Genomic DNA, 15,898 nt, shown 5'->3' with positions numbered 1-15,898 from the left:
ACCAGCGCGGCGTTCTGCTGGGTGACCTGGTCCATCTGGGTGATGGCCTGGCCCACCTGCTCCACGCCGGCGCTCTGCTCGCTGCTGGCGGCGCTGATCTCGCCCATGATGTCAGTCACCCGCCGCACCGAGGCGACCACCTCGTCCATGGTCACGCCAGCCTGGTTCACCAGCGTGGTGCCCTGGCCCACGCGGTCCACGCTGATGGTGATGAGGTTCTTGATCTCCTTGGCGGCCTCGGCGCTGCGCCCGGCCAGGCTGCGCACCTCGCTGGCCACCACGGCGAAGCCCCGGCCCTGCTCGCCGGCGCGGGCCGCTTCCACGGCCGCGTTCAGCGCCAGGATGTTGGTCTGGAAGGCAATGCTGTCGATCACGGAGATGATGTCCGAGATCTTGCGCGAGCTGTCGTTGATGCCCTTCATGGTGTCCACCACCTGGTTGACCACCTCGCCGCCCTTCACCGCGACGTCGCTCGCATCCTGCGCGAGTTGGTTGGCCTGGCGGGCGTTGTCGGCGTTCTGGCGCACGGTGCTGCCCAGTTCCTCCATGGACGCGGCCGTCTCTTCCAGGGCCGAGGCCTGCTGCTCGGTGCGCTGGCTCAGGTCATTGTTGCCCTGGGCGATCTCCGCGCTGGCGGTGGCCACGCTCTCGGCATTGCCGCGCACGGTGCCCACGGTCTGCACCAGGTTGCTCTGCATGCGCTGCAGGGCAGTCAGCAGGGCACCGGTTTCGTCCCTGGATTGGGAAACGATCGGCACGCTCAGGTTGCCGTCGGCCACGCGGTCGGCGGCGTCCACGGCGTCCTGCAAGGGGGCCGTGACGGAACGCGTGATGAAGAAAGCGCAGACCGCACCGATCAGCGCGGCGATGAGCGCCACCACCCAGACGATCGTGCGGGCGGTGAGGTAAGCGGCGTGGGCTGCGGCGCCGCCGTCCTGCATGTTCTTTTCCTGCAGGTCCACCATCTTCTTCAGGGTGGCCAGGAAGGTGCCCTGAATGGCGTAGCGGGGGCCGAACAGCAGTTGCTGGCCCTCCTCGTTCTTGTTCTGCACGCCGAGGGCGCCTACATCCTGGCTGAATGCGATGTAGGCTGCGCTCTGGGTCTTGATGTCCTGGATGAGCGCGCGTTCTTCTGCGGTGTCGGCCAGTTTTTCCAGTGTGCCGATGAGCGTGCCCATCGATGCGACGTTCTTGTCCAGCGCCGCCTTGTTGGGCACCATGGCTTTTTCATCGGCCAGGATGATGAGGTTGCGTACCACGCGTGCCGTGTCCATGGTGAGGTAGGACAGCTGCTGGCTGGCCGCGGCCTTGGGGTACAGGTCGGTGATGAGTTGCTGCGAGGCTTCGTCCTGGTCGGCGAGGCGGAACAGGCTCATGCCGGTGATGATTGCCATGAGCAGGAGCACCACGCCGAAGCCGAGGCCCAGGCGCACGCCCAGTTTGAGATTTTTCATGGAAGGGACTTCTGGAAATGACCGATTGGAGAGATGGCAACAGCAAGCTGCCTATTTGTCATTAATCGTAACCACTAATTGCCAGGGGCCTTGGGCGCCGCCTGTTTTTTGGCGGCTGTGCCGGCCGGCTGTGGGAAAAATTCCACAGCGGCCGGCGTGTCAGCGGCGGGTGCCCAGCGTGCGCGAAATGGCTTCGGCGGCCTTGAGCAGGGCCGGCAGCAACTCGGTCTGCATCATCTCGGCGCTGGTCCGGTTGGCCTGCCCGCTGATGTTGAGTGCCGCCACCGTTTCCCCCGCCCGGTTGCGCAGCGGTGCGGCGACCGAGATCAGGCCCTCTTCCAGTTCCTGGTTGATCAGGCACCAGCCCTGCGCCCGGGCCTGGCGCACGGCGGCGAGCAGGGCGTCGTCGTCCAGCAGGGTGTGAGGCGTGAGCCGCTGGCGCGGCACCCTCGGCAGCAGGGCGGCCACGTCGGCATCGGGCTGGCCGGCCAGCAGCACGCGGCCCATCGACGTCCAGAAGGCGGGCAGGCGCGAGCCCACGCCCAGGTTGGTGCTCATGATCTTGTGGGTGTGCACGCGCAGCACGTAGACGATGTCGCTGCCGTCCAGCACGGCGGCCGAGCAGGATTCGTGCACCTGATCCACCAGCGCTTCCATCGTCGGCTCGGCCAGATCCCAGATCGGCATGGACGACAGGTAGGCAAAGCCCAGGTCCAGGATGCGCGGGGTCAGCCGGAACAGCCGCCCATCGCTTTCCACATACCCCAGCGTCTGCAAGGTGAGCAGGATGCGCCGCGCCCCGGCGCGCGTGAGGCCCGTGCGGGCGGCCACTTCGCTCAGCGTCTGCTGCGGCGCGGTGGCGCTGAACGAGCGGATCACCTCCAGCCCACGGGCGAACGACTGCACATAGCTGTCGCCCGGCCTAGGGTTATCACCAGTCTCCGCGGGGGTATCGCTCATAAGCATTTGGTCCTAAAATTCATTATACGAACATTTGTTCTATATGCGAACAAACATCCCGCCGCTGAGGCGGGACCCGAATTCTCACCTTTAGGCTTCTCCTTTCCCCATGATCAACAAGATTGCGGATTCCGTGGCCCAGGCCCTGTCGGGCATCCAGGATGGCGCCACCGTGCTGATCGGCGGCTTCGGCACCGCCGGCATTCCCGGCGAACTGATCGACGGGCTGATCGATCAGGGCGCGCGCGACCTCACCGTGGTGAACAACAACGCCGGCAACGCCGACGCGGGCCTGGCCGCGCTGCTCAAGGCCGGGCGGGTGCGCAAGATCATCTGCAGCTTTCCGCGCCAGGTGGACAGCCACGTGTTCGACGGCCTGTACCGCTCCGGCCAGCTGGAGCTGGAACTGGTGCCCCAGGGCAACCTGGCCGAGCGCCTTCGCGCGGCCGGGGCGGGCATCGGCGCCTTCTTCTGTCCCACGGGCTACGGCACGGAGCTGGCCAAGGGCAAGGAGACGCGCGAGATCGGCGGCAAGCAGTATGTGCTGGAGTACCCCATCCAGGGCGATGTGGCGCTGATCAAGGCCGAGCGGGGCGACCGCTGGGGCAACCTCACCTACCGCATGTCCGCCCGCAACTTCGGCCCCGTCATGGCCACCGCCGCGCGGCGCACCGTGGCCACGGTGCACGAGGTGGTGGAGCTGGGCGCGCTCGACCCCGAGGCCATCGTCACGCCCGGCATCTACGTGAGCCACGTGGTGCGGATCGACCGCGTGGCCACGCAGGCCGGCGGCTTCAAGAAGTCAGCATGAAAATGGCCCCCAGCGCAACAGGAGCTAGCGTGAGCAGCTATCAAAAAAGAAGCAAAGACGAACTGGCCGCCCGCGTGGCGCAGGACATCCACGACGGTGCCTACGTCAACCTGGGCATCGGCCAGCCCACGCTGGTGGCCAACCACATTCCGCCGGGCCGCGAAGTCATCCTGCAAAGCGAGAACGGCATCCTGGGCATGGGCCCGGCGCCGGCCGCGGGCGACGAGGACTACGACCTCATCAACGCCGGCAAGCAGCCCGTCACGCTGCTGGCGGGCGGTGCGTACTTCCACCATGCCGACAGCTTCGCCATGATGCGCGGCGGCCACCTGGACATCTGCGTGCTGGGCGCCTTCCAGGTCAGCGCCATGGGCGACCTGGCCAACTGGAGCACGGGCGAGCCCGGCGCCATCCCCGCCGTGGGCGGCGCCATGGACCTGGCCATCGGTGCCAAGCAGACCTGGGTGATGATGGACCTGCTCACCAAGCAGGGCCAGTCCAAGGTCGTGCCGCAATGCACTTACCCGCTGACCGGCATCGGCTGCGTCAAGCGCATCTACAGCGACCTGGCCACGCTGGCCTGCACGCCCGAGGGCCTGGTGCTCATCGATGCCGTGCCGGGCCTCGACCATGCCGAACTCGAACGCCTCGTGGGCCTGCCCATCCGGCCATCGCACGCCTGACACCGGCCGCCGCGGCGCCTTTTCCGACCAACACCCTGGAGACAAAGACCATGACGCAAGCCTTCATCTGCGACGCCATCCGCACGCCCTTCGGCCGCTACGGCGGTGCCCTGTCCAGCGTGCGCACCGACGACCTGGGCGCCATCCCGCTCAAGGCGCTGATGGCCCGCAACCCGAACGTGGACTGGGCCGCCGTGGTGGACGTGCTCTACGGCTGCGCCAACCAGGCCGGCGAAGACAACCGCAACGTCGCCCGCATGTCCGCTCTGCTGGCCGGCCTGCCGATCGACGTGCCCGGCGCCACGATCAACCGCCTGTGCGGCTCGGGCCTGGACGCCGTGGGCACGGCCGCGCGCGCCATCAAGTCCGGCGAAGCGGGCCTGATGATCGCCGGCGGCGTGGAGAGCATGAGCCGCGCCCCCTTCGTGATGCCGAAGGCCGAAACCGCCTTCAGCCGCGCCAATGCGGTGTACGACACCACCATCGGCTGGCGCTTCGTCAACAAGCTCATGAAGGCGCAGTACGGCGTGGATTCGATGCCCGAGACGGCCGAGAACGTGGCCGACGACTACGGCATCGAGCGCGAAGCACAGGACCGCATGGCCCTCGCCAGCCAACGCAGGGCCGTGGCCGCCCAGCAGGCCGGCCATCTGGCGCGTGAGATCACGCCCGTGCAGGTGCCGCAGAAGAAGGGCGAGCCCGTCACCGTGGACCAGGACGAGCACCCGCGCGAGACCAGCCTGGAAGCGCTGGCCAAGCTCAAGCCCGTGGTGCGCGAAGGCGGCACGGTGACGGCCGGCAACGCCAGCGGCGTGAACGACGGCGCCTGCGCGCTGTTGCTGGCCGATGAGGCGAGCGCCGCCCGGCACGGCCTCACGCCGAAGGCCCGCGTGGTCGGCATGGCCACGGCCGGCGTGGCCCCGCGCGTGATGGGCATCGGTCCCGCGCCGGCCACGCAGAAGGTGTTGCAGCTGACGGGCCTCACGCTCGATCAGCTCGATGTGATCGAACTCAACGAGGCCTTCGCCGCGCAAGGCATCGCCGTGCTGCGCCAACTGGGCCTGCAGGACGACGACGCGCGCGTGAACGCCTGGGGCGGCGCCATCGCGCTGGGCCATCCGCTGGGCGCCAGCGGCGCGCGCCTGGCCACCACGGCCGTGAACCGCCTGCATGCCACGGGGGGCCGCTACGCGCTGGCCACCATGTGCATCGGCGTGGGGCAGGGCATCGCCGTGGTGCTTGAACGCGTCTGATCGGCCCGCTGCCAAACCCCAGGAAATCAAGCCCGTGTCCACCGCCACCCTCCATACCCCCGCCGGCGCCTTCCGCGTGCGCCTGGACGGTCCCGAAGGCGCACCCGTGCTGGTGCTGTCCAACTCCCTGGGCACCACCCTGGAGATGTGGGACGCGCAAGCCGCGCGCTTCGCCACCACGCACCGCGTGCTGCGCTACGACACGCGCGGCCACGGCGCGAGCGTGGCCTCGCCCGGCCCGTACACGGTCGACCAGTTGGGCAGCGACGTGCTGGCGCTGCTCGATGCGCTGGACATCGAGCGCGCCAGCTTCTGCGGCATCTCGATGGGCGGCCTCACCGGCCTGTGGCTGGGCGTGAATGCCCCCGCGCGGCTGAACCACCTGGTTGTGGCCAACAGCGCCGCGAAGATCGGCACGGCCGAGGGCTGGACATCGCGCGCCACGCTGGTCCGCGAGAAGGGCACGGCGGCCATGGCCGAGCTGGCCGCATCGTCGCCCAGCCGCTGGTTCACCGATGCCTTCGTGGCTGCGCAGCCGCCGTGGTGCAGCGCGCCCAGGGCTGGATCGCCGGCATTGCCCCCGAGGGCTATGCCGCCTGCTGCGAGGCCCTGGCCCAGGCCGACCTGCGCAGCGCCATCCGTGCCATCAGCGTGCCCACACTGCTGATCGCCGGCAGCGCCGACCCGGTGACCACGGTGGCCGATGCGCAGGCCATGCAGGCCATCATCGCGGGCGCGCAGCTGGCGCAAGTGCCGGCCTCGCACCTGTCCAACCTGGAAGCGCCGGCCGCGTTCGACGCCGCGCTGGCCGCTTTCCTGGCGCGCTGAGCCGCGGGCACGAAGAGAGACCGAGACCGCATGGACCCGCAGCCCACCAACCCCCGCTGGCAGCACCGGCCCGCCGGATCCACCTGGGGCGACTTCGGCCCCCATGACCAACTGGGCCGCCTGAACCTGCTCACGCCCGAAAAGGTGCGCCAGGGCGTGGCCGAAGTGCAAGAGGGCCTGGCCTTCGCGCTGAGCCTGCCGCTGGACTATCCCGGCGGCAATGCCCTCAACCCCAATCGCCAGCCGCCCGTGTTGCGGCCGCTGCTGCGCAAGGGGCTGGTCAACTTCAATTGCCTGCTGGGTGCGCTGGAGCCGGGCCGCACCGACGTGTTGTCGGACGACCTGGCCATCCTGCACCTGCAGTACTCCACGCAGTGGGATGGCCTGGCGCACGCGGGCTCGATGTTCGACGCCAATGGCGACGGCCTGCCCGAAGCGCTGTACTACAACGGCTATGCCGCCGGCCGCGACATCGTGGGCCCGGACGACGTGCGCGATGCCGGCGTGCCCGCCGCGCCGGGCGCGGCCACCAGCACCTCGGCCGCGCATGCGCTGGGCATCGAGGGCATGGCCCGCACGGGCGTGCAGGGCCGCGGCGTGATGATCGATCTGCGCGCGCACCTGGGCGATGCCCGCACCGTGGTCGGCTACGACACGCTGATGCGCGTGCTGGAGGCCGACGGCGTGGCCGTGGAGCCGGGCGACATCGTCTGCCTGCACACGGGCTTTGCCGACGTGGTGCTGGGCATGCGCAGGCACCCCGATCCGGCCGTGCTGGCGGATAGCTGCGCCGTGCTGGACGGGCGCGACGACAGGCTGCTGCAGTGGATCACCGACAGCCAGCTCGCCGCCATCGCCGCCGACAACTACGCCGTCGAGGCCTTCCCCGCCAAGGCGGGCCCGGCCTGCTGCGCCGCGCTGCCGCTGCACGAGCACTGCCTGTTCAAGCTGGGCGTGCACCTGGGCGAGCTGTGGCACCTGACGCCGCTGGCCGCGTGGCTGCGTGCGCGCCACCGCTCGCGATTCCTGCTGACGGCGCCGCCGTTGAATTTGCCCGGGGCCATCGCCTCGCCCGTGACGCCGGTCGCCACCGTCTGAAGCCCTGACCGTCACCCCGTTCCGCGCAGTGCGCACTGCGCGGAAATCCATCCCCTGAAGCCGGTTGACCGGCGTTTGCAATGTGCCGAACCGCCGTGCACACGGAGACTGTTGTGCCTTTCATCATCGAGACCTTCGACAAACCCGATCACCAGCACGTGCGCCAGGCCACGCGGGCCGCGCACCTGGCGTTCCTCGACCAGCACAAAGCCCTGCTGCTGGCCTGCGGCGCCAAGCTGGCCGACGACGGCAAGGATCTGGGGGGCGGCCTGTACGTGGTGGCGCTCGATTCGCGCGAAGAGGCGCAGCGCTTCATCGAATCCGACCCGTTCCACGCCGCAGGCCTGTTCGAGCGCGTCACGCTCACGCGCTGGCGCAAGGCCTACGTCGATGGACAGAGCTACCTGTAAACCCCACGCGCCCCTGCATTCCCTGAAGAAGAAAGACCTTCCATGACCACTGCACCCGCACGCGAGCGCGTTCTCATCACCGGCGGCGGCGCCGGCATCGGCGCGGCGACGGCCGAGCGCTGCCGCGCCGACGGCTACGAGCCCGTCATCATCGACCGCGCGATCGCCCACTCGCCCGGCGGCATTCAGGCCGACCTGTCCGACACCGCCGACACCGCGCGGGCCCTGCAGCAAGCGCTGGCGGGCGGGCCCATCACGCGCCTGGTCAACAACGTGGGCATCGTGGTGCCTGCCGAAGCCGCGGATCAGACGCTGGAGCAATTCGACCTCGCCGTGGCGCTGAACCTGCGCTGCGCGCTGCAGTGCATGCAGGCGCTGCTGCCGGGCATGCAGGCGGCGGGCTTCGGGCGCATCGTGAACATGTCCTCGCGCGCCGCATTGGGCAAGGAGCTGCGCACCGCGTATTCGGCCACCAAGGCCGGCCTGATCGGCATGACGCGCGTGTGGGCGCTGGAGCTGGGCCGCCACGGCGTGACGGCCAACGCCATCGGCCCGGGCCCCATCCGCACCGAGCTGTTCGACCGCGCCAACCCGCCCGATGCGCCGCGCACCAAGGCCATCATCGACTCGGTGCCCGTCAAGCGCGTGGGCACGCCGGACGACGTGGCGCATGCCGTGTCCTATCTGCTCGATGCGCGCAGCGGCTTCGTCACCGGCCAGGTCTTGTACGTCTGCGGTGGCATGACCGTGGGCGTGGCCGGGGTCTAGCGCTTCCTCCTCGCGTTTTCTCAAAACCTCACAACACCAAAGAGACAATTTCCATGTCGAAAATCACCGCCTTCTTCACCGAACTGATGCGGCGCTACCTGCCCGATCCGTTCGTCTTCGCGATCATGCTCACGCTGCTGACCATGGCGCTTGCCTTCGGGGTGGAAAATCGCCCCATCAACGCCGTGGTGCAGGACTGGGGCAAGGGCTTCTGGAGCCTGCTGGCCTTCACCACGCAGATGGCGGTGATCCTGGTGATGGGCTACGTGCTGGCGGCCGCGCCCATCGTGGACCGCTTCCTCGACCGCATCGCCTCGCACGTGCACACGCCGCGCCAGGCCATCATCGTCGCCACCATCGTGGGCTGCGTGGGCAGCTACCTCAACTGGGGCTTCGGCCTGGTGATCGGCGGCATCATGGCGCGCAAGCTGGCGCTCAAGGTCAAGGGCGTGCACTACCCGCTCATCATCGCGGCGGCGTACACGGGCTTCACCATGTACAGCCTGGGTTTCTCGGCGACCATCCCCGTGCTCATCTCCACCAAGGGCCACGCGTTCGAAAGCACCATGGGGCTGATCCCGCTCACGCAGACGATCTTCTCCGCGCCCATCCTGCTGACCAGCCTGGCCGTGCTCATCGCGCTGCCGCTGCTCAACGCCACCATGCACCCCAAGAAGGGCGAGCCGGTCGTGGAACTGGACCCGGCCACCGTGGCCGACACCAAGCCCGCCAGTGCCGAACACCTGCTGGGCGACGAGAAGACGCTGGCCTGGCGCCTGAACAACAGCCGCGTGCTGAGCCTGCTGATCGGCCTGTGCGGCATGGCGTACGTGGCCATGCATTTCATCCAGGGCGGCAACCTCGACCTGAACATGATCAACTTCTTCATCCTGTTCCTCGGGGTGCTGCTGCTGGGCACGCCGATGAAGTATGTGGAGAAGGTCAACGAAGGCGTGAAGACCATCGGCGGGATCATCCTGCAGTTCCCGTTCTACGCCGGCATCATGGCCATCATGCACGGCTCGGGCCTGGTGGAGTCCATCGCGCACGTGTTCGTGAGCGTCTCCACCGCCGACACACTGCCGCTGTGGGGCCTGGTGAGTTCGTTCGTCATCAACTTCTTCGCGCCTTCGGGCGGCGGGCACTGGGTGCTGCAGGGCCCGTTCATGATCAACGCGGCCACCACGCTGGGCGCCTCGCAGGCGCAGACCGCCATGTCGGTGATGCTGGGCAACGGCTGGAACGATCTGGTGCAGCCGTTCTGGATCCTGCCGGCGCTGGCGCTGTCCAAGCTCAAGCTGAAAGACATCATGGGCTACACGGTGGTCTCCATGCTGCTGGTCGGCGCGATCTATGCCGTGACCATGCTGGTCTGGCCGCACCTGTGACCGCAGGCGCCTCTCTTTTCTTCCCTTTCCATCCCTTTTCGTTTTCAAGGAGCAAACGATGCTGTTCATGGCTGAAATGACGGTGAACATCCCGTCCACGCTGGCCCCCGAAGTGGCCGACGAGATCAAGCGCAAGGAGAAGGAATATTCGCAGCAGCTGCAGCAGGGCGGGAAGTGGCGCCACCTGTGGCGCGTCGTCGGCGAATACGCCAACGTGAGCATCTTCGACGTCGCCAGCAATGACGAGCTGCACACGATTCTGAGCGGCCTGCCGCTGTTCCCCTACATGCAGATCAAGGTGACGCCGCTGGCCAATCACCCGTCGTCCATCGTGCAGGAATAACGGCGTTGGCCGCTGCGCCCCGCTGGCGGGCGCCGCACCCGCCACGCGCCCCGCTTTTCATCCCCATAAAGAGATCCGAGGAAACAACATGACTTCCGTCCGCCCAAGCCTTCGCTTCGCCGCCCATCGCCGCACCCTGCTGGCCGCCGCCCTGGCCGTGGCCGCCACCGCTGCGGTGCCCACCGCGTTCGCGCAGGCGTTCCCCAACAAGCCCATCACCATCATCGTGCCCTTCGCAGCCGGCGGCACCACCGACATCCTGGCGCGCGTGATCGGCCAGGGCCTGTCCGCGGAGCTGGGCCAGTCGGTGGTGGTGGACAACCGCGCCGGCGCGGGCGGCAACATCGGCGGCCAGATGGCCGCGCGCGCCCCGGCCGACGGCTACACGCTCTTCATGGGCACGGTGGGCACGCACGCCATCAACGCCGCGCTCTACAAGAAGATGCCATTCGATCCGGTGAAGGACTTCGCGCCGCTCACGCGCGTGGCCAACGTGCCCAACCTGCTGGTGGCCAACCCCAACCAGCCCTACAAGACGGTGCAGGAGCTGATCGCCTATGCCAAGGCCAACCCCGGCAAGGTGAACTTCGGCTCGTCCGGCAGCGGCAGCTCCATCCACCTGTCGGGCGAGCTGTTCAAGAGCATGGCCAAGGTGGACATGCAGCACGTGCCCTACAAGGGCAGCGCCCCGGCCGTGACCGACCTGCTGGGCAACCAGATCGGCATCATGTTCGACAACATGCCCTCGGCCATCCAGCATGTGCGCTCGGGCAAGCTGCGCCCCATCGCCGTGACCACGGCCAAGCGCTCGCCCGAGCTGCCCGACGTGCCCACCATCGCCGAAGCCGGTGTGCCGGGTTACGAGGCCACGTCGTGGTTCGGCATGTTCGCGCCCGCCGGCACGCCTGCGCCCATCGTGGCGCAATTGAACAAGGCCCTGGTCAAGGTGCTGTCGCAGCCCGAGACGAAAAAAGAAACTGGCCGACCAGGGCGCCGAGCCGGTGAGCGAGACGCCCGAGCAGTTCGCCGCCTTCATCCAGGCCGAAAGCGCCAAGTGGGGCAAGGTCGTGAAGGAGTCCGGCGCCAGCGTGGATTGATTTGCTATATTTTTGATAGCTATATGCCCTAGTGGAATTTGCGCTGGTGGCATTTTTCATGCCAGTGCCGGCCGCTTGAATCGCAGGCGCCGGCGCCGACTCAGCAGAACGCCTGGCGCTGCGCCTTGAGCGCATCGCGGTCGATGCTCGCGTGCAGCAGTGCCATGTCGTTCGCGTCCACGCCGTGGCCGGCAAAGTGCTGCGGCCACTGGTCCACCGTGCGTGCCACGGCCTGGATGAGCTCGATGGCCCGGGCGCGCGGAATGCCGAACTCGCTCAGGTCCGTCAGCGCGTTCTCCAACGTGGATTCGGCGCCGTGCCGGCCGACCACCATGGCCTGGTAGCCCATGTTCTGCAGCGTGGGCACCACGTCGAACGCGGGCGACAGCTCGTAGTACCCGTCCCAGCCCAGCCGCAGGCAGTGGTTGCGTTCGTGGTCGTCCGTGTTGTCCATGAGGATGTTGAACACCATGCGCTGGAACAGCTCTTCGCGCTGGGCTTTCTGCCGGTCCGGATGGGCCTGGCGCCGCAGCACGGTGGCCAGCGCCCCGTAGCTTTCCGCAAGGCCCGCCGCCGCCAGCGCCGTCCGGGCCGAGAGGCAATGCACCCGCAGGGTCTGCCCGCCGATGTCGAGCCGGTCGAAGCGCTCGATGGTCAGCGCATGGCGCCGCTTGCCGTGCGCGTGCCGCGAGGGCAGGGGCAGCACGCCGGTGGTGGCCACGTGAATGCCGGCCTGCGCCGCCAGCGTCATGGTGGCGTGTTCGATCAGCGGCGTGTCCACGGCGTCGTCCCATTCGCTGAACTTGACCACGCAGGGGCCTTTGTCGGTCTGCAGCAGTGCCTTGGGCCGTGCGCCGCCCAGCGTGACGCCGGGCTGCACCAGGCGCTGGATGTCCGGCGTGATGGGCGCTTGCGTCTGCACGTCTTCCACGGCCTGCGCCAGCGAGGCCAGATCGCGCAGCTGCGGATAGGGCCCGATGCGCCGGGGCACGTAGCGCTCGGCGGAGGTGGAGATGCCCAAGGCGCCGAAGCGGTCGTCCCCGGCGAACAGCAGCATCTCCAAAATCGACAGGCGCGCGGGCCGGTCGATGTGGCGGATGATGCGCTCGCCCCACCGGTCGGGCCGCGCGTCGTCGATGGCGCCGGGGGCGGTGTCCTTGTGCCCTGCGCTGAAGGTCTGGCCCGCGATGAGCGGCAGGTCTTCGCTCAGCGCGAATTCCCACCAGTCCGCGGCGTAGGTGAAGGTGGCGCAGTTGGTCACCAGCGGCGACAGGGCCACGGAGCCTGTCAGCACGGGGGCGGCCGGGTTGACCAGGGTCCAGACGCAGAGCGTGTCCTGCGGCGCGTAGGTACGGGGCGTGACCCCTCCTGGCAGCGTCATGGCCGCTCTTTCTTGATGCCGGCGATCAGGGCGGCCAGGCCTGAAGCGGCATTGGGCAGAAATCGCTCAGCTCGCCGTTTTTCTTCAGCGAAATCCCGCAGGGCTTTTTCGATCTCCACTTTCCTGTCCGGCACAGGAACGTCGCGCAAGGCTTCTCTGGACGATGCGGATGGCCGGTTCGCCACCCGGGGGGGCGAATGGGGAGCCCCGCTGTCGGGCGCAGCGCCTGCCTTCAAGGTGGAGGGGGGGCGCTTTGCACGGCCTTGGGTCGCCGCTTTCCTGCCCCTGTCTTCTTGCTTGGCCGGAGACCGGGGTTTGGGGCGTGCTCTCGCCACTTCGCGCTCCAGCGAGGCGAGATCGTTCTGCGGGGCAATCAGGTCGGCCAGCCCCTGCGCCTGGTTGATGAGCCACAGGCACATGACATACGACGCCATCGCCACGGAGGGATCGCCCCGCTCGATGCGGGCCATGGTCGGCTGCGACACACCCAGCCGCTGGGCCCACTGCGCCTGCGTTTCCCTGCGGCGCTTGCGGGCGATGACGATGTTCTGCGCCAATTGCTCGATCTGCTGCAGTACGGCCTGGGGATAGTCTGCGGGAGGGGTGTTCTGTCTCGGCATTCATAGATGTTAGTGAAAATGCCTAAGAATAGAAACCTATGAATCAATGGCTTGGCCGGGGATCAGGGCAAGAAAGTCAAGAAATTCGCATAGATAGCCGATTAATGTGAAAAAATAAATATCTATGAATAAATTGAGACAGGCAACGATTGGCCCATAGCGATGCCGGCCCACGAATGGAGCGCGAGCCGGCGGTTCGAGGGGCAGGGGCTGGGCACGGCGCGGGCGGCGGCCAGTTCCCATGCGGGCGGCGGGCAACAACGCCCTTCCGCCGGTCTCCAGGTCTTCAGAAGAAGTACGTCAGTCCCACGCTGAAGCTGCGCGGCAGGGCGGGCGACACCACGTTGGCGTTGATCGCGCCGTCGTAGTAGGCCTTGTCGAACACGTTCTTCACGCCCGCGGTGATGCGGTAGTTGGAGCCGGCATAGCCGATCGACAGGTCCGCCACGGTGTAGGCGGGCAGGGTGAAGGGGTACGAGCCGACCTGCTCGCTCACGTAGCGGGCGCCGGCGCCCAGGGTGATCTGCGGCATCTGCGGCAGCTTGTAGGTGGCCCACAGGGCCAGCGTGTGGCGCGGCGTGAGGTTCAGCGGCAGGCCCACGATGGCGGCGTTGTTGTCGCGCGTGACCTTCGTGTCGGTATAGGTGTAGGCGCCCGTCAGCTTCAGGCTGCGCAGCAGTTCGGCGCCCACTTCCAGCTCCAGCCCGCGCGCGCGCTGCTCGCCGGTCTGCACGCTGAAGCCGGTGTTGGCCGGGTCGGCGGTGGTGACGTTGCGGCGCTTGAGGTCGAAGAGCGCCAGCGCCCCGGTGAGCCCGCCGCCGGGTGCCTCGTACTTCAGGCCCGCTTCCCATTGCTTGCCGGTCTCCGGCGCGAAGGGCGAGCCGCCGAAGCTGGTTCCCGACACGGGCAGGAACGATTCGCCGTAGCTGGCGTAGGCCGCCCATCCGGGCGTGAACTCGTACACCAGCCCGGCCGACAGGGTGGTGGCGGAATCCTTCTGGCGTGTCTGCCGGTTGGCCAGGCGGTCGTCGATCTGGTTGTCCGACCAGTCGCGGCGCAGCCCGACCAGGGCCGTCCATTGCGGGTTGAACTTGATCTGGTCCTGCGCGTACAGGCCCATCACGCTGAGCTTTTCGGGCGCGTTGCTGGTGTAGGCGGCTGGGCAGGTGGTGGCCGCGCCGTACACCGGATTGAACAGGTCGAGCGCGCCGATGGTGCAGCGCCGCTGGCCTTGCCAGCTGTGGCTGGTGCGTGCGTCCAGCCCGGTCACCAGGCGGTGCTGCACGCCCAGGGCGGCAAACTGCGACAGCAGCGAGGTGTCGGTGGCCAGCATGTCGTCGTCCAGGTACTGGCGTGTGGCCTGGCGGTTCTGCAGGCGCTGGTTGGACTGCAGCGCCAGGTTGGAGACGAAGTTGCCGTTGCCCTTCTCCGATTCGTAGCGCACGTTCTGGCGCAGCGTCATCTGCGGCGAGAAGCGGTGCTCCAGCGCGTAGCCGACCGAGGTGCTTTCGATGTCGTAGCCGCCGAAGCTCGGATCGCCCGTGTACAGCGTGGTTCGCACGGGGCCGTTGCGGTTGGGCAGCACCGTGCCGTAGGGCGTGATGCCCTGCTGGCGCATCCAGTTGCTCTGGCTGTAGGTGGCGAACAGCACCAGATCGGTCTGCGCGCCCAGGTCCAGCGACAGCGAAGGCGCGATCCAGCGGTCGCGCCGGTAGATGAAGTCGGTCGGATCGTCGCTGTTCGAGACCTGGGCGTTGATGCGGAACGCCGCCTTGCCCGACTCGTTCAGCGGCCGGTTGATGTCGGCCTGCAAGGTGCGCTGGCCGAAGCTGCCCACCTCCACGCCCACTTCGCTCAAAGCATCGCGCTTGGGCCGCTTGCTGATGGCGTTGACGATGCCGCCGGGCTGCACCTGCCCGTACAGCACCGAGGCCGCGCCCTTGAGCACCTCGAAGCGCTCGTAGCCGTAGGGCGTGAGGCGCGTCCACATGCCGGGGCTTTGCACCAGGCCGTCGATGAGGATGGATTCGGTGGAGCGAAAGCCCCGGATGTTGATGTCGTCGAAGCCGCGCCGCCCGAAGTTGACCGGGCTCACGCCGGCCACGGTCTGCAGCGCCTGCTGCAGGTTCGCGATCTGGCGCGACTCCATCTGCTCGCGCGTGACCACGCTCACCGACTGCGGGGTTTCCAGCCGGCGCATGGGTGCCTTGCCGGCCGTCTGGGCTTCCACCGGGGCGAAGCCCACGTCCTTTTCCGTGCTGGCGTTGATGCGCACCTCCTGCAGTTGCGGCGTCGCGTCCGCGCTGGCCTGGGCCATGGCGGCCTGCGACAGGCACAGCGCCAGTGGCGTGAGTGCGCAGCGGCACAGGGTGCGTGCGGGGGAGCGGGCCAGCGAAGGGCTCAGGAAAGGAGTGGCGTGGGCAGGCGAGTGCGCCGCGTCGGAACGGGTGTGGACCATGGAAATGCGGGAGAGGAGGGGCGAGGAAGAGGCCGCCGGCCAGCCGGAAGGCCGCCGGACCAGGCGATGGAAAAGAGACGGATCCATTTGATTAAGAATAATTATCATTCAAATTGATGTGAAACGGGCGAGTCGGACAGAGGCGCCGGCCATCGGCGGGCTTTCTGCAGGTTTGCAGCCGGCATGCGGCGTGCGTGCGCGTGACGCGCCTGCACCCGCTGGCAGGGGTGCCAGCGCGGTCTTGCGGCCGCCTCAGCCGCCCTGGGCCTGCAACAGCAGTGCCAATGTGGAGAGCGCTGCCAGCAGCGGTTCGCGGTCGGCCGACCGCAGGTGCCCACCCAGACTT

15 protein-coding genes and 1 pseudogene are annotated in these 15,898 nt (G+C 68.0%); 11 read left to right on the top strand and 5 right to left on the bottom strand.

All coding sequences use genetic code 11. The features are described 5' to 3' along the window. On the bottom strand, nt 1-1,454 hold a 1,454-nt coding region (locus AC27IO_RS12730), incomplete at its 3' end, for a methyl-accepting chemotaxis protein (protein ID WP_498739128.1). Nucleotides 1,455-1,613: 159 nt separating this feature from the next. Next, complete coding sequence (locus AC27IO_RS12725; protein ID WP_317356270.1) at nt 1,614-2,414, bottom strand: IclR family transcriptional regulator domain-containing protein; 801 nt, start codon at nt 2,412-2,414, stop codon at nt 1,614-1,616. 109 nt (nt 2,415-2,523) lie between these two features. On the opposite strand from AC27IO_RS12725, the gene AC27IO_RS12720 reads away from it, so the two are divergent. The 11 genes and pseudogenes from AC27IO_RS12720 to AC27IO_RS12670 all read left to right on the top strand — a co-directional run bounded on the left by AC27IO_RS12720 (nt 2,524) and on the right by AC27IO_RS12670 (nt 11,093). Continuing rightward, complete coding sequence (locus AC27IO_RS12720; RefSeq protein WP_498739127.1) at nt 2,524-3,225, top strand: 3-oxoacid CoA-transferase subunit A; 702 nt, start codon at nt 2,524-2,526, stop codon at nt 3,223-3,225. A gap of 29 nt (nt 3,226-3,254) precedes the next feature. Then, a complete protein-coding gene (locus tag AC27IO_RS12715; RefSeq protein WP_498739126.1) occupies nt 3,255-3,908 on the top strand; it encodes a 3-oxoacid CoA-transferase subunit B in 654 nt (217 codons plus the stop codon). 50 nt (nt 3,909-3,958) lie between these two features. Continuing rightward, nucleotides 3,959-5,161 carry a 3-oxoadipyl-CoA thiolase gene (gene pcaF / locus AC27IO_RS12710; protein ID WP_498739125.1) on the top strand — a complete coding sequence of 401 codons (1,203 nt, stop codon included), beginning with the start codon at nt 3,959-3,961 and terminating at the stop codon, nt 5,159-5,161. A 34-nt stretch (nt 5,162-5,195) separates the two neighbouring features. Beyond that, complete coding sequence (locus AC27IO_RS12705) at nt 5,196-5,828, top strand: alpha/beta fold hydrolase (RefSeq protein ID WP_498739124.1); 633 nt, start codon at nt 5,196-5,198, stop codon at nt 5,826-5,828. Continuing rightward, the gene (locus tag AC27IO_RS12700) at nt 5,813-5,989 is read left to right on the top strand and encodes an alpha/beta fold hydrolase (RefSeq protein WP_498739123.1); all 177 of its coding nucleotides are present in this window, start codon (nt 5,813-5,815) and stop codon (nt 5,987-5,989) included. Before AC27IO_RS12705 ends, AC27IO_RS12700 begins: the two co-directional genes overlap by 16 nt. A 30-nt stretch (nt 5,990-6,019) precedes the next feature. Beyond that, nucleotides 6,020-7,087, top strand: a complete 1,068-nt coding sequence (locus AC27IO_RS12695; RefSeq protein WP_284405378.1) for a cyclase family protein — start codon at nt 6,020-6,022, stop codon at nt 7,085-7,087. Between the two features lie 113 nt (nt 7,088-7,200). Then, on the top strand, nt 7,201-7,497 hold the full coding sequence (locus AC27IO_RS12690; protein WP_284393330.1) for a YciI family protein: 297 nt from the start codon (nt 7,201-7,203) through the stop codon (nt 7,495-7,497). Between the two features lie 42 nt (nt 7,498-7,539). Beyond that, nucleotides 7,540-8,265: an SDR family oxidoreductase gene (locus tag AC27IO_RS12685; protein ID WP_498739122.1), complete on the top strand. Its 726-nt coding sequence runs from the start codon at nt 7,540-7,542 to the stop codon at nt 8,263-8,265. Between the two features lie 53 nt (nt 8,266-8,318). Next, complete coding sequence (locus AC27IO_RS12680) at nt 8,319-9,653, top strand: short-chain fatty acid transporter (protein WP_272565053.1); 1,335 nt, start codon at nt 8,319-8,321, stop codon at nt 9,651-9,653. Nucleotides 9,654-9,711: 58 nt separating this feature from the next. Beyond that, the gene (gene catC / locus AC27IO_RS12675) at nt 9,712-9,996 is read left to right on the top strand and encodes a muconolactone Delta-isomerase (RefSeq protein WP_272565052.1); all 285 of its coding nucleotides are present in this window, start codon (nt 9,712-9,714) and stop codon (nt 9,994-9,996) included. 88 nt (nt 9,997-10,084) lie between these two features. Next, nucleotides 10,085-11,093 (top strand): annotated as a pseudogene (locus AC27IO_RS12670) (tripartite tricarboxylate transporter substrate binding protein). Between the two features lie 100 nt (nt 11,094-11,193). Here AC27IO_RS12670 and AC27IO_RS12665 read toward each other — a convergent pair. The 3 genes from AC27IO_RS12665 to AC27IO_RS12655 form a co-directional block, all read right to left on the bottom strand. Further along, nucleotides 11,194-12,474, bottom strand: coding sequence for a type II toxin-antitoxin system HipA family toxin (locus tag AC27IO_RS12665; RefSeq protein ID WP_498739121.1), 1,281 nt, complete (start codon nt 12,472-12,474; stop codon nt 11,194-11,196). Then, nucleotides 12,471-13,094 (bottom strand): helix-turn-helix transcriptional regulator, encoded by a 624-nt coding sequence (locus AC27IO_RS12660; protein WP_498739120.1) that lies wholly within the window; start codon nt 13,092-13,094, stop codon nt 12,471-12,473. Before AC27IO_RS12660 ends, AC27IO_RS12665 begins: the two co-directional genes overlap by 4 nt. A 286-nt stretch (nt 13,095-13,380) precedes the next feature. Beyond that, nucleotides 13,381-15,552: a TonB-dependent siderophore receptor gene (locus AC27IO_RS12655; protein WP_498739119.1), complete on the bottom strand. Its 2,172-nt coding sequence runs from the start codon at nt 15,550-15,552 to the stop codon at nt 13,381-13,383. Nucleotides 15,553-15,898 lie beyond the last annotated feature (346 nt).

This window comes from Acidovorax sp. KNOB132 (assembly GCF_057541515.1).
The sequence above is the reverse complement of the archived record's forward strand: the minus strand, read 5'-3'. Positions and strand labels throughout refer to the sequence as shown.